Here is a 24,398-nt window from a genome sequence, read left to right on the forward strand (position 1 = left end):
GCTACGAGGAAGGACTCCATACGCATAGCGTATGTTTTTTATAACCAGACTTTGGTTGGCTATAATAAAAAAACAGGCTAATCAAGTTGATTAGCCTGTTTGCCATCCTAGGCGTTACTTCTTCCAATTCTTCAGCGCATCCGCAAAGGCATTACCCATTGCATTATTTGCTCGCGGATTGCTACGGTCTTGGCGGGCATTATCTGAACGCGATTTTGCGGATAAAGTGCGGTCAGATTTTCCGTCATTTTTCACCGCACTTTCATCTAAACGCATAGTTAATGCAATACGACGACGCGCCACATCCACTTCCAATACTTTCACTTTCACGACATCACCGGTTTTCACCACTTGATGCGGATCTTCCACGAATTTATCGCTGAGGGAAGAAATATGAACCAAACCGTCTTGGTGCACCCCGATATCCACAAAAGCACCGAAATTGGTCACATTGGTTACCGTACCTTCTAAGATCATGCCTGCTTTCAAATCCGTAATTTCTTCCACGCCCTCAGCAAAGGTTGCGGTTTTAAATTCACCGCGCGGGTCACGTCCCGGTTTTTCCAATTCTTTGAAAATATCCTGAACCGTCGGCAAACCAAATTGCTCATCAGTAAATTGTTTTGCATCAAGCTGGCGCACTAAACCGGCATTGCCCATTAAATCCTGAATAGATTGCTCTGTTGCTTGCAGGATTTTTTCCACCACCGGATAGGCTTCCGGATGCACTCCTGACGCATCTAACGGATTGTTGCCTGCGGCGATACGCATAAATCCGGCACATTGTTCAAAGGCTTTAGGGCCTAAACGAGGAACTTTCTTCAGTTGCTCACGGCTGTCAAAACGCCCGTTTTCATCACGATATGCCACGATATTTTGAGCAATCGTTTTAGTCATACCCGCCACGCGCGCCAATAGCGGCACAGAGGCGGTGTTGAGATCCACCCCTACGGCGTTTACACAGTCTTCCACCACCGCATCTAGTTTACGCGCTAATTGGCTTTGATTCACATCATGTTGATATTGTCCCACACCAATGGCTTTCGGCTCGATTTTCACCAATTCCGCCAACGGATCCTGCAAACGACGAGCAATAGACACAGCACCACGCAAGGATACATCCAAATCTGGAAATTCCTGTGCCGCCAATTCGGAAGCAGAATAGACGGAAGCACCCGCTTCGCTCACCACCACTGTTTGTGGTTTATGTTCTTTAATTTCCTTGATCACATCTTTGGCGAAACGCTCTGTCTCACGAGAGGCTGTCCCATTTCCGATAGCAATCAATTCCACGTTGTGTTGTTTAATTAATTGAAAAACAGACAACATCGCACGCTCCATCTGCCCGGTATGCGGATAAATGGTATCGGTTGCCAACAGTTTACCAGTGTTATCCACCACCGCCACTTTTACGCCGGTACGCAGCCCCGGGTCTAACCCCATGGTGTTCTTGGCGCCTGCCGGAGCAGCCATTAAAAGTGCGGTCAGATTTCGGGCAAATACATCAATAGCTTCATCTTCCGCTTTCTCACGCAAAGTCGCCATGAGCTCCGTTTCCAAATGCAACGCCACTTTAATTTTCCATGTCCAAGCAATCACTTGCTCACGCCATTTATCCGCCGGCTGACCAGTGAAACGAACACCTAAATAATCACGAATAATCTCTTCACAATAGCTTTGGCGACTGCCCTCTTCCGCTTCCGGATCTGCATTTAAACTTAACTGTAAAATGCCTTCATTGCGACCACGGAACATCGCCAAAGCACGATGAGACGGCACATTTTTAAGCAGCTCTTGATGATCAAAATAATCTTGGAATTTCGCACCTTCCGCCTCTTTGCCCTCAATCACCTTAGAAACAATCAGCGCATTTTTACTTAAATAATCGCGCACTTTCGCCAATAATCCGGCGTCTTCGGCAAAACGTTCCATCAAAATATAGCGCGCGCCATCTAATGCAGCCTTAACATCTGCCACCCCTTTCTCTGCATTCACATAATCAAGTGCGGTGGTTTCCGGTTCTGTTTTTGGCTCGTTCCAAAGTAAATCTGCCAATGGCTCAAGCCCCGCCTCAATGGCAATTTGGCCTTTCGTACGGCGTTTTGGTTTAAACGGTAAATACAAATCTTCCAGCTCAGTTTTACTTTGCGTGGTTTGGATTTTGTCACGCAATTCATCCGTTAATTTGCCTTGTTCCTCAATGGATTTCAAAATGGTTTGGCGGCGGTCTTCCAATTCGCGTAAATAAATTAAGCGGGTTTCAAAATGACGTAATTGTGTATCGTCTAGGCCGCCGGTGGCTTCTTTACGATAACGGGCAATAAAAGGAATCGTGTTGCCATCATCTAATAATTGAATGGCGGCAAGAATTTGACTATCGCGTACATTTAACTCTTGCGCGATAAGTTGGCTAATCTGCTGGTTTAACATGATATGTACTTCTTAATAATGAAAAAACGGGCATAGCATACTGTTTTTGCGCAAGAGGCTCAAATGTTTGTTCCTTTTTCGGTATAATTTTACGGCAATTGAGGACAGGATGATGGCAAAGTCAAATTACATTACCCGACAAGGCTGGAATGTGTTGGATCGGGAATTAAAATTTTTATGGAAAGAAGAACGCCCGCAAGTCACACAGGCGGTATCTGATGCTGCCGCATTGGGCGATCGCAGTGAAAACGCGGAATATATTTACGGTAAACGCCGCTTGCGGGAAATTGATCGCCGTGTACGCTTTCTCACCAAACGGTTGGAAGTGCTACAAATCGTGGATTATTCGCCAAAGCAAGAAGGCAAAGTATTCTTTGGCGCCTGGGTGGAATTGGAAAATGAAGATGGCGATATCAAACAGTATCGCATTGTCGGTTGTGATGAATTTGATCCGGCAAAAAATTGGATTTCCATTGACTCACCGGTAGCTCGCGCCTTAATAGGCAAAGAACAAGATGATGAAATTACCGTAGAAACCCCTTCTGGTAAAATCCAGTTATATGTAAATCGTATTTGGTATGAAAAGGGGTAGCCAAGGTAAAGTGCGGTCAATTTTCTTCGCATTTTACGCATTGAGATAAAATTGATATAAAAACATTGAGATAAAAAATCAACACCTTTAAAAGGAGAGTTATGAAAGAAACAATCGTTGCTCAAGCTACTGCGCCGGGGCGTGGCGGTATTGGCATTTTACGTGTATCAGGCCCGAAAGCCACTGATGTGGCACAAGCGGTATTAGGAAAATGCCCCAAACCACGTATGGCAGATTATTTGCCCTTTAAAGATGCTGATGGTACCGTGTTAGATCAAGGGATTGCATTATATTTTAAAGGGCCAAATTCCTTTACCGGCGAAGACGTGCTTGAACTTCAGGGGCATGGCGGACAGGTCGTATTAGATTTATTGCTAAAACGGATTTTGCTGATTGATGGCATTCGGCTGGCGCGTCCGGGCGAGTTTTCTGAGCAGGCATTTTTGAACGATAAATTGGATTTAGCCCAAGCGGAAGCAATTGCCGATTTAATTGATGCCAGTTCCGAACAGGCCGCACGTTCAGCACTCAAATCGTTGCAAGGCGAGTTTTCCAATAAAGTGAATCAGCTTGTGGATTCTGTCATTTATTTGCGTACTTATGTCGAGGCGGCGATTGATTTTCCGGATGAAGAAATCGATTTTCTTGCCGATGGTAAAATTGAAGGCCATTTGAATGGCATTATTGCGCAGTTGGAGCAGGTTCGTGCTGAAGCGAAACAAGGTTCTATTTTGCGTGAAGGGATGAAAGTGGTCATTGCTGGTCGCCCTAACGCTGGGAAATCCAGTTTATTGAATGCTCTTGCCGGACGTGAAGCAGCCATTGTCACAGACATTGCCGGTACCACGCGGGATGTGTTGCGCGAGCATATCCACTTAGATGGCATGCCATTACATATTATTGATACTGCCGGGTTACGTGATGCGACAGATGAGGTGGAACGCATTGGTATTTCGCGTGCATGGAATGAAATTGAACAGGCGGATCGTATTTTATTGATGCTGGATAGCAGTGATAGCGAGCAAGATTTAGCTAAAGTGCGGTCGGAATTTCTGGCAAAATTACCGAACACTATTCCGGTTACCATTATTCGCAACAAAGCGGATTTAACCGGTGAAACGGAACGCTTATATGAGCAAGACGGTTATACGGTCGTCAATTTGTCCGCAAAAACTCAGCAAGGCGTGGATTTATTGCGTGAGCATTTAAAACAAACGATGGGGTATCAAACGGGGATCGAAGGGGGCTTCTTAGCTCGCCGTCGCCACTTGGAAGCCTTAGAACAGGCAGCACAACATTTACAGACGGGACACATTCAATTAACCCAATTCCATGCCGGTGAATTGTTGGCAGAAGAGTTGCGTATGGTGCAAGATGCCTTAAGTGAAATTACCGGTCAGTTTACCTCTGATGATTTGCTCACGAATATTTTTAGTTCGTTTTGTATCGGGAAATAGAGGCAAAGTGCGGTCGTTTTGGGTGGCGTTTTAGGTATTAAAACGGCTCATCGGGAACGATAAAAGAAGTGGACTACAACAAACTTCACATACTGAAGAAAGTGATTTTCCTAGTTAGAAAATCTAAAGCCCCTACTCCTACTAGAAATTTGTTGATAATATTATAAACCAATATATAATATGTGCACTTACAAAAATAGGAGAGTCATCATGGAATTCAGCTTTAGTTTAAAAATTAAAACCACAAAAGAAGATGCGTGGAATTACTATGCAAATATTGAAAAATGGTATCACTGGGAAACCGATTTAAAAAATATAACACTGAACGGAAAATTCGAGACGGGTTCATATGGAACGATGGAACTTGAAGGGATGCCTCCCATGGAATATCAACTTACTCTTGTAAAACCTTTTGAAGAATTTTGGGATAAGACAGAGACACCTTTTGGAGATATCCTTTTCGGTCATCAAATAATTAATAATCATGACGGAAGTGTAAATATAAAACATACTGTAATTTTAGAAAATGAAGATGAGCAACATTTAGACTTTTTAAAACACGTTTTTTCAGACGTTCCACAGTCCATATTTATCCTAAAAAATCTCTTAGAAGAATAAGGTAATTGCTATTTGTTTATCTCGAAATATAAAGACGACTCAGAAAAATCAACCGGCTTGTTATTTATGAGGGTGTACAATAAATGGCACCTCATGATAAAAAAGGAGCTAAAGAGAATAAATCTGACACACCCTCAATTTGTTGTTCTGGCTTCTCTTGCTTATCTATCACAAAACGAGAACGAAGTTACACAAGTTATGATTTCAAAACTCTCTGAGATAGATGTCATGACGGTATCTCAGATACTGAGTTTATTAGAAAAACATCATTTTGTAGAAAGAAAAGAACACTCAAGAGATACCAGAGCAAAAGTTGTTATGTTGAAAAAAAAGGGAGAAGAAATATTAAAAACAGCTGTTCCGTTAGTTGAGAAAATTGATGAGTTATTTTTTGGAAAACTAAATAGTCATGAAGAACAATTTAAACATTTTCTCATTAAATTAAACAAAGAATAAGAAATATTTTTTGTAACCTATAGGAATATAAATTCTGATATTGCCATATTATATATTTAGTCATTTAAGTCAATTAAGATCAAACGCTGTTTCAAATGTTCTTGAATTTGCCACAGGAGCAGAAAAAAGTGGTGCGTGAAGTGATTATGGCGATGGATAAGGCGTATCGTTCAAATAAATAAATGTAGAAGATCACGCGGATCTTCTACATCAGTAAGACAATAAAATTATACTAACAAGCCTGCCGCTTTCACTACCACATGAATGGCGCGTTCTTCCGTGGATTGAATCGTCGCCTCATTCGGGATTTCTTGTTGGGTGCGGTTGACGATAGCGCCTGCGATCATGCCGGCACGCAAACCCATGGCAGAGCACATAGTGAACAAGGTGGCAGACTCCATTTCATAGTTCATCACGTTCAATTCTTGCCATTGTTTTAATGAACCTTGGAAATGACGATAAATTTTGCCGGTGTAGGTGTCATAACGTTCTTGTCCCGGGTAGAAAGTATCTGAAGAGGCAGTGATACCCACATGAACGGCATCTCCGACCTCTTCTTTAGCGACTTTGTAAAGGGCTTCGGTACATTCAAAGTTTGCCACTGCCGGATATTCCAATGGCGCGAAATGTCGGCTGGCACCATCAAGACGTACCGCCCCAGTCGTGACTAATAAATCACCAACGTGAATGTGCGGTTGGATGGCTCCGGTTGTGCCGATACGTAAGAAAGTACGCACACCGAGTTGGGCTAATTCTTCTACTGCGATGGAAACCGATGGTCCGCCAATACCGGTGGAACATACGACCACGGCGTGTTCCTCAATATAGCCGAGCCAAGAGGTAAATTCACGAGTGGCAGCGAGGAATTTTGGGCGATCCAATAAACGCGCAATGCGTTCCACACGCTCCGGTGCGCCCGGGACGATGGCTAATTTAGCCCCATCTAACATGGCTTTCGTTAATCCTAGGTGAAAGACTTCTGACATAACATCCTCCTTTTTTGTTCTTTGTTTTTTACGGTTTAATATCACGCAAAATCGGATTCTGCATGGAAATTAAGGTTTCTGTGGATTGAATCTCATCGATTAACTGAATTTTAGCAGATAAGACTAAATGCAGTTCGGCAATCGTGTGTGTCATGACTTTAATGAAAATGGAATAATTGCCGGTGGTGTAATAGGCTTCTACTACTTCATCAATGGCCTCTAGCTTTTTGATCACTTTGTCATAATCTTTTGCCGATTTCAAAATAATGCCAATGAAACCACAAACGTCATAACCTAGTTTGCGTTCATTGATTTTCACTTTTGTCCCTTCAATAATGCCTGACTGGCGCATTTTTTCCACCCGAACATGAATGGTGCCGGGGCTAACACCAAAATTTTTTGCCATTTCTGCATAAGGGGTTCTTGCATCTTTGGTTAATACACGCAATATTTGTTGATCTAAATTGTCGATATTGTGCATAACACACTCCTTTGTTTTAAAAACTCTAAATAATTATATTATTTTTTAGATGTTATTTAAATAATAATGAAGTTTCTTTAATTCTGGCTAAATTGTGTTGCATTACTCCTAAAGAATGGGGAGAATCTACCGCATTCATGTAGAAACGTTAAATAATATAGGGTAAAAACAATGAAAAAGACATTTATTTTGCAACAACAAGAGATTAGTTTTGTAAAAAATACATTTACTCAAAACCTCATCGAGCAATTAGGTATCATCGAAGTTCAAGGTCCAATCTTAAGTCAGGTTGGTAATGGCATGCAAGATAACCTTTCCGGTATTGAAAAAGCGGTTCAAGTGCATGTAAAACAAATTCCAAATGCGGTGTTTGAAGTGGTTCACTCTTTGGCAAAATGGAAACGTCATACATTAGCCCGTTTTCATTTTAGAGAAGGCGAAGGCTTGTTTGTACACATGAAAGCGTTGCGTCCCGATGAAGATTCGTTAGATGCGACCCACTCGGTTTACGTGGACCAATGGGACTGGGAGAAAGTGATTCCGGAAGGACGTCGCAATTTCGCCTATTTAAAAGAAACCGTGAATTCGATTTATCGTGCGATTCGCTTAACAGAATTGGCGGTGGAAGCCCGTTTTGATATTCCATCCGTGCTACCAAAACACATTACTTTCGTACACAGTGAAGACCTCGTGAAACGCTATCCAAACATGAGCGGCAAAGAGCGTGAAAATGCGATCTGTAAAGAATATGGCGCCGTTTTCTTAGTCGGTATCGGCGGCAAATTGTCTGACGGCAAGCCACATGATGGACGTGCACCGGATTACGATGACTGGACAACAGAGTCAGAAAACGGCTACAAAGGCTTGAACGGTGATATCTTGGTTTGGAACGACCAACTTGGCAAAGCGTTTGAGTTATCTTCTATGGGGATTCGTGTAGATGAAGCGGCGTTACGTTTACAAGTGAGCTTAACCGGTGATGAAGACCGTCTCAACATGGATTGGCACCAAGAATTATTGCAAGGCAAATTGCCGTTAAGTATTGGTGGCGGTATCGGTCAATCTCGTTTGGCGATGTTGTTATTGCGTAAAAAACATATCGGCGAAGTGCAATCCAGCGTTTGGCCGAAAGAAATGTTAGAAGAATATCAACATATTCTGTAATAGATGAAAAAGTGCGGTGGGTTTGCAAAACGTTTTTTAAATCCACCGCACTTTTGTTTTTTCACGCCTCTACTTTTGCCTCTAAATCTTAAATCTCTGAATAAGCCCAGCCGCTGAATAGCTGTCGGAAATATTAGATGAGATCTGTTTTTTTGACGCTAATCGATGAATTACTTGGTTAGCCGAACCACGCCAAACTAAACTTGGATCCGCTTGTTCTTGAATAAACTTGCCATCAATGAGCACATCAATATAAGGCAGCATTTGCCGTTGATATTCATCCAATTCCTCTAATTTGTAACCTGTCCAAACCCAAATATCTTTGTCGGGGCATTCTCGTTTGACCCGTTGAACCAAAGGTAGAAGGGCTTCTACATTTCTTGGATGCAAAGGGTCTCCCCCGGAAAGGGTTAATCCTTGTCGCTTAATGCGCGTGTCTTTGAGATCCTTCAGAATTTGTTCTTCCATCTCAATACCAAAGGGCACCCCGGCGCTAAACGACCAGCTTTTTTGGTTGTAGCACCCCTTACAGCCGTGAGTGCAGCCGCTGACAAACAGCGTACAACGCGTGCCTTCACCGTTGACGATATCGACGGGGTAGTATTGGAGGTAGTTCATTTTCGTTTTGTTTAAATCAAATTCGCTTTTTTAAATATCGGGTTTCGCCGATGGCGACTCACTTTCTTTTGCTTGCACAAAAGAAAGTAGGAATAACTACATGTGCTTAACCCGACGCTTCACCTCTTCCTGTTTCCCAGCATTAAACGGACGGGCATCCGGGCTGCCGAGGTAGCCGCAGACACGACGGGTGACGGAGACTTTGTCACTGTTGTGGTTGCCGCATTTCGGACAGGTGAAACCTTTGCTGGTGCATTCAAATTCACCGGTGAAACCGCATTCGTAGCATTCGTCGATTGGCGTGTTGGTACCGTAGTAAGGCACGCGGTCGTAACTGTAATTCCACACGTCTTCCAACGCTTTCAAGTTATGTTGAATGTTCGGGTATTCGCCGTAGCAAATGAAACCACCGTTAGCCAATGGCGGATACACCATTTCAAAGTCTAACTTGTCGTACGGGTTCACTTTTTTCTCAACATCCAAGTGATAGCTGTTGGTGTAGTAGCCTTTGTCGGTCACGCCGTCGATAACGCCGAACTGTTTGGTGTCAAGGCGGCAGAAACGGTCGCATAGATTTTCACTTGGGGTGGAGTATAAACTGAAGGCATAACCTGTTTCGGCACGCCATTGTTTAACCGCGTTGCTTAAGTGTTCCACGATAGTATGGCCTTTTTCTCGCAGCATTTCGTCATCGTAAATATGTCCTTGGTGATACAACGCATTGATGGTTTCATGAATGCCGATGTAGCCAAGGGAAATGGAGGCGCGGCCATTTTTGAAGATTTGCGCCACGTTATCGTCTGCTTTCAAACGCACGCCACAGGCACCTTCCATGTAGAGGATTGGCGCTACGCGGGCTTTGGTGTGTTCCAAGCGGGCAATACGGGTCATTAAGGCTTTTTTCGCTAAAGCCAAGCGTTGATCCAAAATTTCATAAAAACGTTTTTCATCGCCTTTGGCCTCAATGGCGATACGTGGCAAATTGAGGCTCACTACGCCGAGGTTGTTACGTCCGTCATGGATTAGTTCACCATCCTCTTCGTATGCGCCTAAGAAACTGCGACAGCCCATAGGTGCTTTAAAGGAGCCGGTGACTTTGACGACTTGGTCGTAATTCAGAATATCCGGATACATCCGTTTGCTGGCGCATTCCAACGCAAGCTGTTTGATGTCGTAATTCGGATCGTTTGGCTCTAAATTTACCCCTTTACGTTGAGTAAAGACCAGTTTCGGGAATACCGGTGTTTTGTGGTTTTTGCCTAAACCGCGAATCCGATTTTGTAAAATGGATTTTTGAATCAAACGTGCTTGCCAAGTTGTGCCTAAGCCAAAACCAAAGGTGACAAAGGGGGTTTGTCCGTTGGCAGTATGTAGGGTGTTTACTTCATATTCCAAGGATTGGAAGGCATCGAAACATTCTTTTTCAATCAAGGCTTGCGCATATCCTTGCGCATCGGGAATGTTCCATTGTTCCGCGTTTTTGAGGTGTTTTTCATAGCTTAACTGCACATAAGGCGAAAGGATTTCATCAATACGGTTAATGGTGGTGCCGCCGTAAATATGGCTGGCCACTTGAGCAATGATTTGGGCAGTGACAGCGGTTGCGGTACAGATCGATTTTGGCGGTTCGATTTCTGCATTTCCCATTTTAAAACCATGGGTCAACATGCCTTTTAAATCGACTAACATACAGTTAAACATCGGGAAGAAAGGTGAATAATCCAAATCGTGATAGTGAATTTCACCTTTTTCATGCGCTTCGACGACATCGCGCGGTAAAATGTAACGTTTAGCATAATGTTTCGCCACGATACCCGCCAATAAATCCCGCTGTGTTGGGATCACTTTGGCGTCTTTATTGGCATTTTCATTAAGTAACTCCACGTTACTTTGTTCAATCAGCCCCTCGATTTCTTTGGTTAATTGACTGCGTTTTTCACGTGCCATATCACGTTCGTGGCGGTATTCAATATAAGCGCGCGCAATTTGCGGGTATTGGCTGGCCATCAGGTGATTTTCGACAATCTTTTGAATGTGGCTAATGTCAATTTCTTGTTGATGATGCGCGAAAATATCATTGCTGACTTTTTGTGCAATATCATGACAAAAACGTTCATCTTGAATACCCACCGCTTGGGCTGCCTTTTTAATGGCATTAATAATGCGTTGAATTTCAAACCCGATGCGTGAACCATCACGCTTAATGACGAAAAATGTCCCCATGTATGCCACCTATAGTGTGTGATTAAAGTTGACAATACTATATATAGTTATTTTTAACTATTCAACACACAATATGTAGTGTTTTTATAAGAGAATGAGGAAGGTTTGTATAACAGAATAAGGTTAGTCTTTGGATTTATTGAGAAATTTTGTGATGGCGGTGTGATGTTATGATTTTCTTTTGATAAAAAAAAATTTAGGCGGTTATTAAACCGCCTAAATTGAAAATCAGAAATTATTGATTGTTTTGAACGTAATCAATTGCTGATTGAACTGTTGTGATTTTTTCAGCTTCTTCATCTGGAATTTCGATATCAAATTCTTCTTCTAAAGCCATCACCAATTCAACAGTATCTAAAGAATCCGCACCTAAATCTTCAACGAAAGACGCTTCAGGTTTTACATCTTCTTCTTTCACGCCTAATTGTTCAACGATGATTTTTTTTACGCGTTCTTCAATGCTCATTTGTTTCTTCCTATGTTTAAGTTTACGCTCATTGCGATAAGTTAAGTAGTGTATGTATTTACAAAACATTTCGCAAGATTTCTTGTTAGAGGTCAAACCTCAAAAAAGAGTTCCGAATTTTTGCAACCACATACAGTTTAAAATAGTTATGTCTTTCACAGACATTGAATGACGTAACCAAGTGACAGTTGCGGGGTGGATTCTAACATTAAGCAAATTAATTTGCACGCATTTATCCAATTTATCCGCAACCTCCACTAGCTACCCATTAGCTCATGTACATGCCACCGTTAACGTGCAACGTTGTACCATTAATATATGACGCATCCTCAGAGGCTAGGAATGCCACTGCTTTGGCGATATCTTTCGGCTCACCTAAACGGCCTGCCGGGATTTGAGTTAATAAGTTATTTTTTAATTCTTCGCTTAATACGTCAGTCATGTCAGTCGCAATAAAGCCCGGTGCCACAACGTTTACCGTAATACCACGAGAAGCCACTTCTTTTGCCAAGGCTTTACTGAAACCAATGAGACCTGCTTTTGCCGCACAATAATTTGTCTGACCGGCATTCCCCATGGAGCCCACGACAGAACCAATGTTGATGATACGCCCGAAACGTTTTTTCATCATGGTGCGCAGCATCGCTTTAGAAAGATGATAAACAGAACTCAAGTTAGTTTGTAAAATATCGAACCATTCTTCATCTTTCATGCGCATTAACAAATTATCACGGGTAATACCGGCGTTATTCACTAAAATATCAATATCGCCAAATTCTTGTTTGATCTGTTCCAATACCGCATCAATAGACGCTTGTTCGGCAACATTTAATACCAATCCTTTGCCTTTCTCACCTAAATAGGCGGAAATACTGTCAGCGCCTTTCTCTGACGTCGCCGTACCGATGACAAAAGCGCCTTTTGATACTAATTCTTCGGCTACTGCACGACCAATACCACGGGTTGCACCTGTCACTAATGCAATTTTACCTTGCATAACTTTCTCTCCTTTTTACTCTTATGCTAATACTTCTTCGATGGAATATAGGGATTTCACATCATTGACAGAAACCGCTTGTAAGGAATCCACGATGCGTTTCGTTAACCCGTTTAACACTTTACCCGGCCCCACTTCCACTAACACTTCGACGCCGTTTTGTGCCATTTTCTCTACGGTTTCTGTCCAACGTACCGGGCTATAAAGTTGGCGAACCAAAGCATTACGAATCGCAACAGCATCGGTTTCAGCTTTTACATCCACATTATTTAACACCGCAACTACCGGCGCTTTCAACGTAATACTTTCTAATGAAACAGATAATTGATCCGCAGCAGGTTTCATTAAAGCACAGTGTGAAGGCACGCTCACCGCTAACGGCAAGGCACGTTTAGCACCGGCTTCTTTACATAATGCTGCCGCGCGTTCTACCGCCGCTTTCGCACCGGCAATCACGACTTGTCCCGGTGAATTGAAGTTCACCGCGGAAACCACTTCGCCTTGTTCTGCTTGTTTGCAGGCGTTAATAATGGCGTCATTGTCTAAACCAATGATCGCGTACATCGCCCCCGTCCCTTCCGGTACGGCTTGTTGCATAAGTTTACCGCGTAATTCCACCAATTTAACCGCATCTTGGAAATCTAACACACCGGCACACACCAACGCAGAATATTCACCTAAGCTATGACCCGCCATCACTTCCGGTTTTAATTCCGGGTATTTTTGTTGCCATACACGATAAACCGCCACAGATGCGGTTAATAACGCTGGCTGCGTTTGCCATGTTTTGTTTAATTCTTCCGCAGGGCCTTCCTGCACTAATTGCCACAAATCATATCCCAATACTTCTGAAGCTTGTTTAAAGGTTTCTTGTACAATTGAGTAGTCGCCGGCTAATTCCGCTAACATTCCCACCGTTTGTGAACCTTGTCCCGGGAAAACCATTGCAAATTTTTTCATGTGTCTTACCTATATTAAAAAATAAATCAATTTATTCCGATATGCGTTACAGTCGAAAAGTGCGGTCAAAAATAACCGCACTTTTTTCACGAATGATAACAGATTATCTAAAATCTCACTAAGGCCGAACCCCAAGTCCAACCACCGCCAAAGGCTTCAAGAAGGAGCAACTGACCACGCTGAATGCGTCCATCACGCACCGCTTCATCCAATGCGACCGGCACGGTTGCCGCACTGTTATTCGCATAACGATCCAAAGTGACCACCACTTGCGACATATCCATATCTAATTTTTTTGCCGTGGCGGCAATAATACGTAAATTCGCTTGGTGAGGCACCAACCAATCAATGTCTTTTTTATCTAAATTATTGGCGGCAAGGGTTTCTTCCACCACATTCGACAATTCACGCACCGCCAATTTAAAGGTTTCATTGCCTTGCATTTCGATATAGCCGGATTTTGCCACGCCACGCTCAGGCTGAGGAAGTAACAGTGCGCCATTTTTATCTGCTGAGGCGTGTAAATGGGTAGAAATAATCCCTTCTTGTTCCGATGCTTCCAAAATAACCGCGCCAGCCCCATCACCAAACAACACAACGGTGCTACGATCTGTTTCATCTAATTTACGGGAATTTAAATCAGAACCGATCACGAGCGCCTTTTTCACTTTACCGGTACGAATAAATTGGTCAGCGACACCTAACGCATACACAAAGCCGGTACAAGCCGCCGCTAAATCAAATGCAATGGCATCGTCAATCTCTAACATCCCTTGAATTTGGCAAGCTGCACTTGGATAAGCGTGAGAGTTGCTGGTTGTTGCCACTAAAATAAGATCAATTTCCTGCGGATCGATGTTTGCCGCTTCAATGGCTTTTTGGGCCGCTTCAAATCCCATGGTAGAGACGGTTTCATCCGGTGCAGCAATGCGACGTTCACGAATACCGGAACGGGTAACAATCCACTCATCTGAAGTATCTACCATTTTTTCTAAATCGGCATTGGTACGAATATGTTGGGGTAAATAGCTACCTGTCGATAAAATTTTGCTAAACATAGTCATCTCGTTAAAAACAATAGCGAGGGAACTCACTACTTCATTGATATTTCATTCTTATTTAAACCAGCCAAAATTTTTTGCGGAATTTGACGGCGGGCTTGTAATGCCGCATCGGCAATCGCATAAGCAAATGCCTCTATATTTGCACTTCCGTGACTTTTCACCACAACGGAAGTCAAACCGATAAGCGATGCGCCATTATATTGATCCGGGTTGATTTGCTTTAATCGTTGATATTTATCTTTAAAAAGATATTTAATTAAATACCTAAAAACGTGACTTAATATACTCTTTTTCTTATCACTTTTCAGTAGAGAAATCACGTTCTTTGCCGCGCCTTCCAAGGTTTTCAGCGCAACATTGCCGGCAAAGCCATCTGTCACAATCACATCCGCCTTGCCATTGAGTAAAAAATTGCCTTCAAGGAATCCAATGTAATTAAGTGCGGTATCTTTTTTCAGTAAATCTGCCGCCTCCCGGATGAATTTGTATCCTTTCACCGCCTCGATACCAATATTCAATAAGGCAATACGCGGATAAACCAAATTCAAGGTATTTTCTGCAAAAATGGCCCCCATCAAGGCAAATTGATACAAGTTTTCGGCATCGCACTCAACATTCGCCCCCAGATCCAACATAATCGAACGCTCACCTGTCACCGTTGGAATCGTAGAAATCAGTGCCGGACGATGGATACCTTCTAGAGGTTGCAACAAGATTTTCGATAAGCCCATCAAAGCTGCTGTATCACCAGCACTCACACAAGCCTGCGCATTGCCTTTTTGTACGGCTTCTATTGCCAAACGCATAGAGGTCTCTTTGCTATGGCGCAAGGCGTAGGAAATACCCTGACGACTATCAATCACACGAGCACAATGAACAATGTCACAACGTTGCCGAATACTGTTAGGAGCAGAAGATAAAAGCGGAAGAATTTGTTGGCGATCGCCAAACAATAAGAGAGAAAGCGTTGGATCTCGTTCCAAGGCTAAAATGGATGCTGGGATAGTAATACGGGGACCAATGTCCCCGCCCATCGCATCTAACGCAAGGGTTAGACGACTCAAGTGATTACCTTTATGTAATTGAGATAATTACTTGTTAATCACTTTACGACCACGATAGTAACCGTCAGCGGTTACATGGTGACGCAAATGAGTTTCACCACTTGCTTTATCAACGGATACTGCAGCAGTTGTTAACGCATCGTGAGAACGACGCATATCACGACGTGAACGGGATTTTTTATTTTGTTGAACAGCCATTGGCTATACTCCTAAATTATTTTTGCTTTAAATTAGCTAATACAGCGAACGGGTTCGGTTTTTTTGCCAATTCTTCCGGCAATTCGCCAAAAACCTGTTCAGCCACGGACACTTCACAGTGTTCAGATGAATGCATTGGCACAATAGGCAAACTCAAAATGAGTTCATCTTCAATTGTTCCAAGTAAATCTATTTCACCGAATTCATTGAATTCAATTGGCTCATAGATTTCCGGCAATACATCAATTTGATCCAAATTAGCCACCGGACTGTAACAAAACTCACAATCAACGGTTTGAACGAAAGGTTCGCCACAACGCTGACAATGTAACTCAACATCAACACTGGCATGACCTTTCATGACAACCAATTTTTGCGGATCAATAAAGAACGATAATGTAACCTGTGCATCGCTGAGCACTTTACTAACCGATTCGGCAAGGCGACTTAATTGATTGGCAGCGTAATAACCCTGATAATCTAATCTTCGTTGCGCATCTTTCACCGGATCGACAGTGAGGGGTAGTTTTACCTTTTGCATAGGGCGTGAATATTACCCTCAGAAAATAAAATAGTCAAAGGAAATCTTGCATTCCACGCACAACTCGCCTTATGTTATCCCTGATTTTACGCAATCACATTTTTAATCATTTTCACAGAGAAGTGCGGTGGATTTTTTAATTGTTTTTGATTCTCCAAAACATCGTCAAAAATGACCGCACTTCAAGCAAAAAGGCGAATCCTCCGATTCACCTTTGCGTTCTTAGAATATTATTTCAGCTCCGGGAAGAGCATTTTCAGCACATTTTGCGTCACCCGACGGGATTGTCCTGCGTACGGGAAGATGTGCATCATCATCATTGGATTAAAGTTGGCTTCAATCACGCCCCAAGATTGCAGGTGCGGCTCAGCGGGTTTGGTTAAATCGGGAATGATTAAATCCACGCCACACACGGCGGCACCCATGGCTTTGGTGATACCGACCGCCAAAGCTTTGTAGCTTGGGTGCATTTGTTCGGTCATGTCAATGGAATCACCACCGGTACTGATATTGGAATTGGCGCGCAACTGCACCAACTGATCTTTTGCCGGTACGCTTTCCACGGTTAAGCCTTGCTCTTTTAACTGTAACTGTTCGATGTCGCCCAAGGCAATTTTCTTCAATGGCGTGCGGCTACCATCGCCACGCAACGGATGATCGTTTTTCTGCGCCACCAATTCCGCCACCGTATGCACGCCATCGCCAATCACATTTGCCGGCACGCGCAACAACACGGCAAGGGTTTCATCACCCAGTACGAAGAAACGGTATTCCGTGCCGGTGAGGTAATCTTCCACCATCACTTCTTTGTCTTCACGGAAAGCAATTTCGATGGCTTTGGCAAAATCCTCACGATCGTGCACGCCCTGTTGGAAAATGCTAATGCCCAAACCGTAATTAGTGGATTTCGGTTTAATCACCACGGCACGCCCTGCAAATAAAGCATAATTGGCCACGGCTTGTTCCACACTGGTAAATTCCACACTTTGCGGCACGTTAAAGCCGGCTTTTGCTAAGACTTTTTTGGTCACCACTTTATTTTCCATGATGAGCGGCGAAATGTAGCTGTCATGGGAAGTCATGTTGCCGTTTTTGACATATTCCAAGTGCTCGCCGAATTGCAGACTTAAGAACTGATCGCGCTCGTCTAAAATCTCCATTTTTAAGCCTTTTTGAATCGCATCAAACATCAACGCTTGGGTGGAAAGCTCCATGTTGTCGAAAGCTGACAACGCATAAAAACGTTCAAAGGCTTGTTTTTTGTAACGAACCGCCAGTTCCGCGCCCAGTTTTTGATAACCGCCATGTGCTTCGATGGCATTGACCAAACGCGCACCAAGCGTTTGGCTTGGGTCGGCAAATTGCGCCAGTTTCTCTTTGACGATCTCGGCCATTTCCGCATCAGCATGAATGTCTGCCAACATCGCCAGCAATTGTTGTAAAACACGTTCGCCTTCTGCTTGGAAAGCCGTTGCCGACAGCGGATTTTCCCATGCCACTTGGGCTAATTTTTCTTTACCTAAATCCACCGCACTTGCCAAAGATTCTTCATCTAGCCACGCCATTAACAAAATAAAATAATGCACAAATTTGGCATCATTTAAGGCGATACCATAAGCCTCAAACGGGTTTAGATCGAACAGACGGAATTCCAAATATTGAATGCCGTTTTGTAGCAATTCACGCGCCTGTTTCGCACCACGCAAGCGCACGTTGGAATAAAATTCTTTTTCGGCAATAAGCTGTCCGCTACTCACCGCGTGTTCCAAGGTTTTCACATAATCGTTCAAGCTGTCATAAGATACTTTCACACTTGGGTCATTCACATAACCATACTGGCTAGAACGCAGGCTACGCACATATTGCCCTGCTTTTAACGGCGTGCCGTGACGGAAATAATTGGCGTCAACTGTCGGGGTCGCCGCTAACAAATAAACAAGAATCCATTGATAACGCAAGAAATTACGGGCAATTTTCAAATATAAATCGTTTTGAAAATCTACCGCACTTTGATAGGTGTTTTGTCGTGCAAAAAGCTGTTGAATGAAGGTTGGTTCAAGCTGGAAGTTGTAGTGAATGCCACTCACCATTTGCTTGCTTTTACCGTAAGATTTCACTAAATGCTCGCGGTACGCCACATCGACCGGATTGTCCAGTTGGGCGACTTTAATGTGCTCTTCCGGAGGCAACCCGGCCGGCATACTCAACGGAAAGACATATTCATCTTCCGGCAAAGAACGTAACACCACTTCATGAATGGCAGATAACCAACGCAATGTATCTTCAATTTTTTTATTGGGTGGGGTGATTAATTCAAGCTGACTTTCGGCAAAATCCGTTTGGATATAAGGATGATAAGAACGATTACCGAAGCATTTTGGATGCTCCGTCACCACAACCGCCCCGTCCGCATGCACGCGTTGGCTTTCTTTTTCAAGACCAAATGACCCTTGCTGGAACAACAGCTCCAAGCGATTTTCTTTTATAACCTGTTGAATATTCATAAAATTTCCTTTTAGCTAAACGAGGAATCATACTGTTTAGGCATGCCTACTTGCATAAACTTCTTAAAAAATCGCCACATTATTAAAATTAATCCCCTTAAATGCAAATAAAAAAATCGCATCCCCCATAAGGAATGGTTATAACTTAATGTATTGAAACGAAAATACTTCATTTTGGGGAATAAAGGGTCTAAAATTTCCGCTCTTAGAAACGCACATGAAACACACCCGTAGTACCTAAAATGACTCAATTCAACAAACACAATCTCATCAATAATGACATCACTTTTGCGTTGTTATTATTGATTTTTTCCTTTCTTTCCCACATTGCCTTAGGCATTTTGGATAATTATCTGACTAATCTGGTGAGCATTTTCGCATTAGGTTTGCTGCTTTTCACCTTACGGAAACACAGCAAGATCTTATTTTTGATTGGTTTTCTTTTTATTTTCGCGCTCTCTCTCGGGTATCTTCCTTCCGGCTTATTATATGGCCCGGTATCGATTGGGGTAATTGCCTCGGTTTATGAAACCAATTTCAGTGAAACCATCGGTTTTTTTAAAGCGATTCCGCTCTCTATTTATATTTTTACCTTTTTCTATCTTCTTTTATTTATCGTTATCTTATTGATTCAACGACATAAAACGCAAAACAAAAACCACAAGAAAATCTATACTCTCGTTTATCTTGCTCTTCTCGCCTTTTCACTTTATACGCCCATTGCAAAAGAAGTGGAAAATACGGATCCCGAAAAAGAATTCAAGCACTCCGAATTTTTTAAAGCCTCAAACTTTTATCCGGTCAGCTTTATGTCTAACGCCATCAAAGTGAATAACACCTATCTAACGCAACGGGCATTATTAAATGATGCCTTAACCAAAACACCGGAATGGAAAATCCTTTCCGTGGAGCCAAAATATCAAAACTATGTCTTAGTGATCGGCGAAAGTATGCGTCGGGATTACACCTCTTTATATGGCTATCCACAAAAAACCACGCCGTTTTTGGAACAAGTGAACGGTTTGATTTTCAATTTATATGTGGCTGCCGGCCCAAATACGCAACCGTCTTTACAACGCACGCTATATCGTTCCATTAACAACAATGAAGAGACGGTTTACACCGATAACATTATCTCGCTCGCCAAACTTGCCCATTACAAAACCTATTGGTTGTCCAACCAAGGCAAAGTGGGCGAATGGGACACCATGGCATCACGTATCGGCATTCAAGCAGATGAATCGTTCTTTACCAAAAAAGGCGGGTATGATTCGGACAATATCTCGGACACGGCATTATTGGATCCGTTAAAACAACTTTTGGCGAAAGATAAAGATCAAACCAAATTAATCGTTTTACATTTAATTGGTTCACACCCAACATTTTGCGCCCATTTAAATGGCGAAGAACCGAAATTCCATTTAATTAGCCGAGAAATGTCTTGTTATTTAGACACCTTAAAACAAACGGACAGTTTATTGTCTGAGGTGAATCAAATTCTCAAAGATCAAGGCCAAAGCTATTCTGTCATTTATTTCTCGGATCACGGCTTGGCGCATTTAGGCGCAGGCAAAAACCTGTCTATGCTAAATAACAAAGAATACAAACAAAGTTATGCGGTGCCTTTTGTTCGTTTTTCCAGTGACGATACCAAAAGAACCCTCGTTAAAAACCCGCAAAGCGCCTTTAATTTTATTCACGGCTTTGCCCAATGGTTAGGCATTAAAGAAAGTCATTTAAGCCAAGAAGATTTTTTCAACCCGAAACCGCAGCCGATCAAAGTGTTTAACTGGCGAGCCTTGGTGGACTATCAGTCGTTAAAAGAGGATCCGGCAAAACAAGAACCGTAATAACAGGTTCCAATGCCTAAAAGTGCGGTCATTTTTTCAAACGAATGATCGCATTTTTATTTTTGCCGGAATAGTCATTCAGCAAACCCAATTTTTCAGGTAAAATAGTCGCCGTTTTTTATGAAATAAATTTGCTCTTGCGGCGCTGTTGGCTTGTCCAATATCAAAAACTCCGTTTTTTCTGACCGCACTTTTCACCCTATCCTGACTAAATTGAGGAACATATGAGTGTAATTCCTATGGTCGTTGACCAAACTTCCCGCGGCGAACGCGCCTATGACATTTATTCCCGCTTACTGAAAGATCGCGTGATTTTCCTAAGCGGTGAAGTGGAAGACAACATGGCCAATCTGATTGTGGCACAATTGCTTTTCCTAGAATCAGAAGATCCCGATAAAGACATCAATTTATACATCAACTCACCGGGCGGTTCCGTGACTGCCGGAATGGCAATTTACGACACCATGCAATTCATCAAGCCCGATGTGCGCACCTTGTGCGTTGGACAAGCCTGTTCCATGGGAGCCTTTTTACTCGCCGGCGGCGCACCGGGTAAACGCGGCGCATTACCTCACGCTCGTGTGATGATTCACCAACCGTTAGGCGGTTTCCGCGGACAAGCATCGGATATTCAAATTCATGCGCAAGAAATTTTAAAAATCAAAGGTACGTTAAACGAACGCTTGGCATTCCACACCGGACAACCCATTGAAACCATCGAAAAAGACACTGATCGCGACAACTTTATGTCTGCCGAAGAAGCTAAAAAGTACGGCTTGATCGATGAAGTGTTTAGCAAACGTTAAGAGATAAACATGGCAAAAGATAAAGAATTACATTGTTCTTTCTGTGGCAAAGAACAAGACGAAGTCAATAAACTTATCGCCGGCACCTCCGGTTACATTTGTAATGAATGTATCGAATTGTGTCACGATATGTTGCTCAATGAAGAGCATGGCGAAGAAGCTGAAAGCGAAGACGCAGAAACGACAAAAGAGCAGGAATTACCCACACCGCATAAAATCCGTGCCCATTTAGATGATTATGTTATCGGCCAAGATTACGCGAAAAAAGTATTGGCAGTGGCGGTGTATAACCACTACAAACGCCTACGCACCAAACATCAAACCAACGATGTGGAATTAGGTAAAAGTAATATTTTACTTATCGGCCCGACCGGTAGCGGTAAAACCCTGTTGGCAGAGACCATGGCGCGGATGTTAAACGTGCCTTTCGCCATGGCGGATGCCACCACCTTGACAGAAGCCGGTTACGTGGGAGAAGACGTGGAAAATGTGTTACAAAAATTACTACAAAACTGTGATTACGACATTGAACGTGCGGAACAAGGCATTATCTATATCGATGAAATCGACAAAATCACCCGCAAATCGGAGAATCCATCCATCACTCGCGATGTTTCCGGCGAAGGGGTACAACAAGCCTTGTTAAAACTCATTGAAGGCACGGTTGCGTCTATTCCACCGCAAGGCGGACGCAAACACCCGCAACAGGAAATGTTGCGCATCGATACCTCCAAAATTCTGTTTATTTGCGGTGGTGCCTTTGCCGGCTTAGATAAAGTCATTGAAAAACGTACCAGCGTCGCCACTGCCATTGGTTTCGGCGCCGAAATCAAGAGCGAAAAAGACAAAGCCACGTTAACGGATTTATTCAAACAGGTCGAGCCGGACGATTTAATGAAATACGGCTTAATCCCTGAATTTATCGGACGTTTACCGGTGGTTGCGCCGTTAAGCGAATTAGATGAAGAAGCCCTTGTGCGTATTCTGACCGAACCGAAAAATGCCTTGTGTAAACAATATCAAGCGTTATTTGGTTTGGAAAATGTGAAACTGGAATTCACTAAAGAAGCCTTAATCGCCATGGCGAAAAAAGCCCTCGCCCGTAAAACCGGCGCCCGCGGCTTACGCTCTATTATTGAAAGCGTTTTACTCGACACCATGTACGACTTACCTTCGTTAGACGGCTTGAAAAAAGTGGTGGTTAACGAGCAAACCATTAATGACGGCAAGGCGCCTGAACTTATCTACGCCTAATTTCCTCTCTCAAAACATCACGGACACTTTTGTTTCAGCATTAGTGTCCGTTTTATATGACAGATTCGTGCATACCGTAACGCTTTTTTCTCATAGAGAACGGTTATCAAGCCAAACATTTTGTTCTAAGAACAGCCTGTGGTTTAAGTTGAATTTTGCCGGATTATCGTGTTAAATCGCCATAAGTTTTATGGTTATTAAGAAATTAGGTCAAATATGTGTCAACTATTAGGAATGAATTGCAACACACCGACAGATATTGTGTTTTCCTTTGAAGGTTTCCGCCATCGTGCCGGTTTAACCGACTCTCACTCAGACGGTTTCGGGATTGCTTTTTTTGAAGGCAAAGGCGTGCGCGTATTTCGCGACAATAAACCGGGACACAGCTCCCCCATTGCCGACTGTGTAAAACAATATAACATTAAGTCACTTAACGTGATTGCCCACATTCGAAAAGCGACGCAAGGCGATGTCAACATCGAAAATACCCACCCTTTTATGCGTGAAATTTGGGGTGAAAATTGGGTATTTGCGCACAATGGCAATTTGGTGAATTTGCCCGTGACCGAAACGATTTTTTACCAACCGATTGGCACCACCGATTCTGAAACAGCATTCTGTTATATGTTAGAACAGCTCAAAACACGCTTTACACACAAACCCGGTGAAGAAGAAATTTTTGAGGCGATTCAACAGATCAGCAACGATCTTGCACGCTACGGCACATTAAATTTTATGCTGTCGAATGGCGAATGGATGATTGTGCGTTGCTCAACAAACTTACATTACATCACCCGTCAAGCGCCTTTCGGTAAGGCACAACGGGTCGATGATGGCGGTGTCATCGACTTCAACGACTACACCAAAGAAGGGGACAAAGTCACAATTATCACGACCGTTCCACTGACAAAGGATGAAGTTTGGACCAAAATGGACAACGGTGGATTTGTGTTTTTCAAAAATGGCGATAAAGTCTGGGAAGTTCTCGGCACGCCAAACGCCGCTCCGATTGATGACGGCACCTTAGGCAAAGCCGGTATCGCTTAATCCCTCGCCATCCTCAAAGTGCGGTCAATATTCACCGCACTTTATTCCGCCATACGTTCTTTATAATGCAATCGGCACACCGATAAATAGCTGTCATTGCCACCGATTTGAATTTGATCCCCTTGTTTAACGACATCGCCTTGTTCATTGAGACGCAAGACAAAATTGGCTTTACGACCGCAATAGCAAATAGTCTTAAGTTCTTCTAACTGATCCGCCCATGCCAGCAAATAGCGACTGCCTTCAAAAAGCTCCGCTTGGAAGTCCGTGCGCAAGCCATAACACAACACCGGAATGTTCAGTTTATCCACCACATCGCTCAGTTGATACACCTGCGCTTTCGTTAAAAACTGCGCTTCATCCACTAAAATGCAATGCAACGGTGCTTTCGCTAAATGTTGTTGAATCTCTGCGAATAAATCCGTGTCCGGTGCGAACGTGTTCGCTTGCTCGCTGATCCCGATGCGGGAAGTCACGCGACCGGTGCCGAAACGATCATCAATGGCCGCCGTATAAACCAGCGTATTCATGTTGCGTTCGCGGTAGTTATAGGATGATTGCAGCAACGTCGTGGATTTTCCTGCATTCATGGTGGAATAGTAAAAATACAGCTTAGCCATGA

General features: G+C 43.1%; 23 protein-coding genes. 9 read left to right on the forward strand and 14 right to left on the reverse strand.

The annotated features are described in order from the left end of the window. Positions 1-114: 114 nt before the first annotated feature. Positions 115-2,430, reverse strand: a complete 2,316-nt coding sequence (locus HMPREF9065_RS07840) for a Tex family protein (RefSeq protein WP_021615450.1) — start codon at positions 2,428-2,430, stop codon at positions 115-117. Between the two features lie 112 nt (positions 2,431-2,542). On the opposite strand from HMPREF9065_RS07840, the gene greB reads away from it, so the two are divergent. The 4 genes from greB to HMPREF9065_RS07820 all read left to right on the forward strand — a co-directional run bounded on the left by greB (position 2,543) and on the right by HMPREF9065_RS07820 (position 5,553). After that, on the forward strand, positions 2,543-3,022 hold the full coding sequence (greB, locus tag HMPREF9065_RS07835) for a transcription elongation factor GreB (RefSeq protein WP_033002406.1): 480 nt from the start codon (positions 2,543-2,545) through the stop codon (positions 3,020-3,022). Positions 3,023-3,123: 101 nt separating this feature from the next. After that, positions 3,124-4,479, forward strand: coding sequence for a tRNA uridine-5-carboxymethylaminomethyl(34) synthesis GTPase MnmE (gene mnmE, locus HMPREF9065_RS07830; RefSeq protein ID WP_021615452.1), 1,356 nt, complete (start codon positions 3,124-3,126; stop codon positions 4,477-4,479). A gap of 210 nt (positions 4,480-4,689) precedes the next feature. Beyond that, positions 4,690-5,097, forward strand: a complete 408-nt coding sequence (locus HMPREF9065_RS07825; protein WP_021615453.1) for a hypothetical protein — start codon at positions 4,690-4,692, stop codon at positions 5,095-5,097. Between the two features lie 93 nt (positions 5,098-5,190). Beyond that, positions 5,191-5,553 carry a MarR family winged helix-turn-helix transcriptional regulator gene (locus tag HMPREF9065_RS07820; protein ID WP_232209093.1) on the forward strand — a complete coding sequence of 121 codons (363 nt, stop codon included), beginning with the start codon at positions 5,191-5,193 and terminating at the stop codon, positions 5,551-5,553. A 227-nt stretch (positions 5,554-5,780) separates the two neighbouring features. Here HMPREF9065_RS07820 and udp read toward each other — a convergent pair whose 3' ends face one another. Both udp and asnC read right to left on the reverse strand, forming a co-directional pair. After that, the gene (gene udp / locus HMPREF9065_RS07815) at positions 5,781-6,539 is read right to left on the reverse strand and encodes a uridine phosphorylase (protein ID WP_033002408.1); all 759 of its coding nucleotides are present in this window, start codon (positions 6,537-6,539) and stop codon (positions 5,781-5,783) included. 28 nt (positions 6,540-6,567) lie between these two features. Beyond that, positions 6,568-7,020: a transcriptional regulator AsnC gene (gene asnC, locus HMPREF9065_RS07810; RefSeq protein ID WP_005715729.1), complete on the reverse strand. Its 453-nt coding sequence runs from the start codon at positions 7,018-7,020 to the stop codon at positions 6,568-6,570. A 171-nt stretch (positions 7,021-7,191) separates the two neighbouring features. On the opposite strand from asnC, the gene asnA reads away from it, so the two are divergent. Beyond that, positions 7,192-8,184 carry an aspartate--ammonia ligase gene (gene asnA / locus HMPREF9065_RS07805; protein ID WP_005715731.1) on the forward strand — a complete coding sequence of 331 codons (993 nt, stop codon included), beginning with the start codon at positions 7,192-7,194 and terminating at the stop codon, positions 8,182-8,184. Between the two features lie 81 nt (positions 8,185-8,265). Here asnA and nrdG read toward each other — a convergent pair whose 3' ends face one another. The 10 genes from nrdG to gshAB all read right to left on the reverse strand — a co-directional run bounded on the left by nrdG (position 8,266) and on the right by gshAB (position 18,819). Then, the gene (gene nrdG, locus HMPREF9065_RS07800) at positions 8,266-8,802 is read right to left on the reverse strand and encodes an anaerobic ribonucleoside-triphosphate reductase-activating protein (protein WP_021615456.1); all 537 of its coding nucleotides are present in this window, start codon (positions 8,800-8,802) and stop codon (positions 8,266-8,268) included. A gap of 96 nt (positions 8,803-8,898) precedes the next feature. Further along, the gene (nrdD, locus tag HMPREF9065_RS07795; RefSeq protein ID WP_021615457.1) at positions 8,899-11,025 is read right to left on the reverse strand and encodes an anaerobic ribonucleoside-triphosphate reductase; all 2,127 of its coding nucleotides are present in this window, start codon (positions 11,023-11,025) and stop codon (positions 8,899-8,901) included. 235 nt (positions 11,026-11,260) lie between these two features. Next, on the reverse strand, positions 11,261-11,491 hold the full coding sequence (gene acpP, locus HMPREF9065_RS0109400) for an acyl carrier protein (RefSeq protein WP_005544465.1): 231 nt from the start codon (positions 11,489-11,491) through the stop codon (positions 11,261-11,263). 268 nt (positions 11,492-11,759) lie between these two features. After that, entirely contained in the window at positions 11,760-12,488 is a 729-nt protein-coding gene (gene fabG, locus HMPREF9065_RS07790) for a 3-oxoacyl-ACP reductase FabG (RefSeq protein WP_021615459.1), read from the reverse strand. A 21-nt stretch (positions 12,489-12,509) separates the two neighbouring features. Continuing rightward, positions 12,510-13,448, reverse strand: a complete 939-nt coding sequence (fabD, locus tag HMPREF9065_RS07785; protein ID WP_021615460.1) for an ACP S-malonyltransferase — start codon at positions 13,446-13,448, stop codon at positions 12,510-12,512. A 107-nt stretch (positions 13,449-13,555) separates the two neighbouring features. Beyond that, positions 13,556-14,506 carry a beta-ketoacyl-ACP synthase III gene (locus HMPREF9065_RS07780; protein ID WP_033002409.1) on the reverse strand — a complete coding sequence of 317 codons (951 nt, stop codon included), beginning with the start codon at positions 14,504-14,506 and terminating at the stop codon, positions 13,556-13,558. A gap of 35 nt (positions 14,507-14,541) precedes the next feature. Beyond that, positions 14,542-15,576: a phosphate acyltransferase PlsX gene (gene plsX, locus HMPREF9065_RS07775; RefSeq protein ID WP_033002410.1), complete on the reverse strand. Its 1,035-nt coding sequence runs from the start codon at positions 15,574-15,576 to the stop codon at positions 14,542-14,544. Between the two features lie 27 nt (positions 15,577-15,603). Next, the gene (gene rpmF, locus HMPREF9065_RS07770; protein WP_005544470.1) at positions 15,604-15,774 is read right to left on the reverse strand and encodes a 50S ribosomal protein L32; all 171 of its coding nucleotides are present in this window, start codon (positions 15,772-15,774) and stop codon (positions 15,604-15,606) included. A 16-nt stretch (positions 15,775-15,790) separates the two neighbouring features. Beyond that, a complete protein-coding gene (yceD, locus tag HMPREF9065_RS07765; protein ID WP_021615464.1) occupies positions 15,791-16,315 on the reverse strand; it encodes a 23S rRNA accumulation protein YceD in 525 nt (174 codons plus the stop codon). 230 nt (positions 16,316-16,545) lie between these two features. Continuing rightward, positions 16,546-18,819 (reverse strand): bifunctional glutamate--cysteine ligase GshA/glutathione synthetase GshB, encoded by a 2,274-nt coding sequence (gene gshAB, locus HMPREF9065_RS07760; protein WP_021615465.1) that lies wholly within the window; start codon positions 18,817-18,819, stop codon positions 16,546-16,548. A gap of 242 nt (positions 18,820-19,061) precedes the next feature. On the opposite strand from gshAB, the gene HMPREF9065_RS07755 reads away from it, so the two are divergent. From HMPREF9065_RS07755 to HMPREF9065_RS07740, 4 genes are all read left to right on the forward strand, one after another. Continuing rightward, positions 19,062-20,669 carry a phosphoethanolamine transferase gene (locus HMPREF9065_RS07755; protein ID WP_021615466.1) on the forward strand — a complete coding sequence of 536 codons (1,608 nt, stop codon included), beginning with the start codon at positions 19,062-19,064 and terminating at the stop codon, positions 20,667-20,669. A 224-nt stretch (positions 20,670-20,893) separates the two neighbouring features. Then, entirely contained in the window at positions 20,894-21,475 is a 582-nt protein-coding gene (gene clpP, locus HMPREF9065_RS07750) for an ATP-dependent Clp endopeptidase proteolytic subunit ClpP (RefSeq protein ID WP_021615468.1), read from the forward strand. 9 nt (positions 21,476-21,484) lie between these two features. Beyond that, entirely contained in the window at positions 21,485-22,729 is a 1,245-nt protein-coding gene (clpX, locus tag HMPREF9065_RS07745) for an ATP-dependent protease ATP-binding subunit ClpX (protein ID WP_021615469.1), read from the forward strand. Positions 22,730-22,945: 216 nt separating this feature from the next. After that, positions 22,946-23,776, forward strand: a complete 831-nt coding sequence (locus HMPREF9065_RS07740) for a class II glutamine amidotransferase (protein ID WP_021615470.1) — start codon at positions 22,946-22,948, stop codon at positions 23,774-23,776. A gap of 41 nt (positions 23,777-23,817) precedes the next feature. Here the strand turns inward: HMPREF9065_RS07740 and HMPREF9065_RS07735 are convergent, their stop codons facing one another. After that, entirely contained in the window at positions 23,818-24,396 is a 579-nt protein-coding gene (locus tag HMPREF9065_RS07735; protein ID WP_021615471.1) for a thymidine kinase, read from the reverse strand. Between the last annotated feature and the right edge of the window lie 2 nt (positions 24,397-24,398).

It is taken from the genome of Aggregatibacter sp. oral taxon 458 str. W10330 (assembly GCF_000466335.1).
Lineage (GTDB): Bacteria > Pseudomonadota > Gammaproteobacteria > Enterobacterales > Pasteurellaceae > Aggregatibacter.

Bases quoted from the DNA above. Each gene is read 5' to 3' on its own strand.
- nrdD (WP_021615457.1), bottom strand. From the start codon at position 11,025: ATGGGGACATTTTTCGTCATTAAGCGTGATGGTTCACGCATCGGGTTT.
- HMPREF9065_RS07820 (WP_232209093.1), top strand. From the start codon at position 5,191: ATGATAAAAAAGGAGCTAAAGAGAATAAATCTGACACACCCTCAATTT.
- yceD (WP_021615464.1), bottom strand. From the start codon at position 16,315: ATGCAAAAGGTAAAACTACCCCTCACTGTCGATCCGGTGAAAGATGCG.
- asnA (WP_005715731.1), top strand. From the start codon at position 7,192: ATGAAAAAGACATTTATTTTGCAACAACAAGAGATTAGTTTTGTAAAA.
- clpX (WP_021615469.1), top strand. From the start codon at position 21,485: ATGGCAAAAGATAAAGAATTACATTGTTCTTTCTGTGGCAAAGAACAA.
- nrdG (WP_021615456.1), bottom strand. From the start codon at position 8,802: ATGAACTACCTCCAATACTACCCCGTCGATATCGTCAACGGTGAAGGC.
- udp (WP_033002408.1), bottom strand. From the start codon at position 6,539: ATGTCAGAAGTCTTTCACCTAGGATTAACGAAAGCCATGTTAGATGGG.
- HMPREF9065_RS07780 (WP_033002409.1), bottom strand. From the start codon at position 14,506: ATGTTTAGCAAAATTTTATCGACAGGTAGCTATTTACCCCAACATATT.
- gshAB (WP_021615465.1), bottom strand. From the start codon at position 18,819: ATGAATATTCAACAGGTTATAAAAGAAAATCGCTTGGAGCTGTTGTTC.
- HMPREF9065_RS07825 (WP_021615453.1), top strand. From the start codon at position 4,690: ATGGAATTCAGCTTTAGTTTAAAAATTAAAACCACAAAAGAAGATGCG.
- asnC (WP_005715729.1), bottom strand. From the start codon at position 7,020: ATGCACAATATCGACAATTTAGATCAACAAATATTGCGTGTATTAACC.
- mnmE (WP_021615452.1), top strand. From the start codon at position 3,124: ATGAAAGAAACAATCGTTGCTCAAGCTACTGCGCCGGGGCGTGGCGGT.
- HMPREF9065_RS07740 (WP_021615470.1), top strand. From the start codon at position 22,946: ATGTGTCAACTATTAGGAATGAATTGCAACACACCGACAGATATTGTG.
- HMPREF9065_RS07840 (WP_021615450.1), bottom strand. From the start codon at position 2,430: ATGTTAAACCAGCAGATTAGCCAACTTATCGCGCAAGAGTTAAATGTA.
- HMPREF9065_RS07735 (WP_021615471.1), bottom strand. From the start codon at position 24,396: ATGGCTAAGCTGTATTTTTACTATTCCACCATGAATGCAGGAAAATCC.
- acpP (WP_005544465.1), bottom strand. From the start codon at position 11,491: ATGAGCATTGAAGAACGCGTAAAAAAAATCATCGTTGAACAATTAGGC.
- HMPREF9065_RS07755 (WP_021615466.1), top strand. From the start codon at position 19,062: ATGACTCAATTCAACAAACACAATCTCATCAATAATGACATCACTTTT.
- greB (WP_033002406.1), top strand. From the start codon at position 2,543: ATGGCAAAGTCAAATTACATTACCCGACAAGGCTGGAATGTGTTGGAT.
- fabD (WP_021615460.1), bottom strand. From the start codon at position 13,448: ATGAAAAAATTTGCAATGGTTTTCCCGGGACAAGGTTCACAAACGGTG.
- rpmF (WP_005544470.1), bottom strand. From the start codon at position 15,774: ATGGCTGTTCAACAAAATAAAAAATCCCGTTCACGTCGTGATATGCGT.
- fabG (WP_021615459.1), bottom strand. From the start codon at position 12,488: ATGCAAGGTAAAATTGCATTAGTGACAGGTGCAACCCGTGGTATTGGT.
- clpP (WP_021615468.1), top strand. From the start codon at position 20,894: ATGAGTGTAATTCCTATGGTCGTTGACCAAACTTCCCGCGGCGAACGC.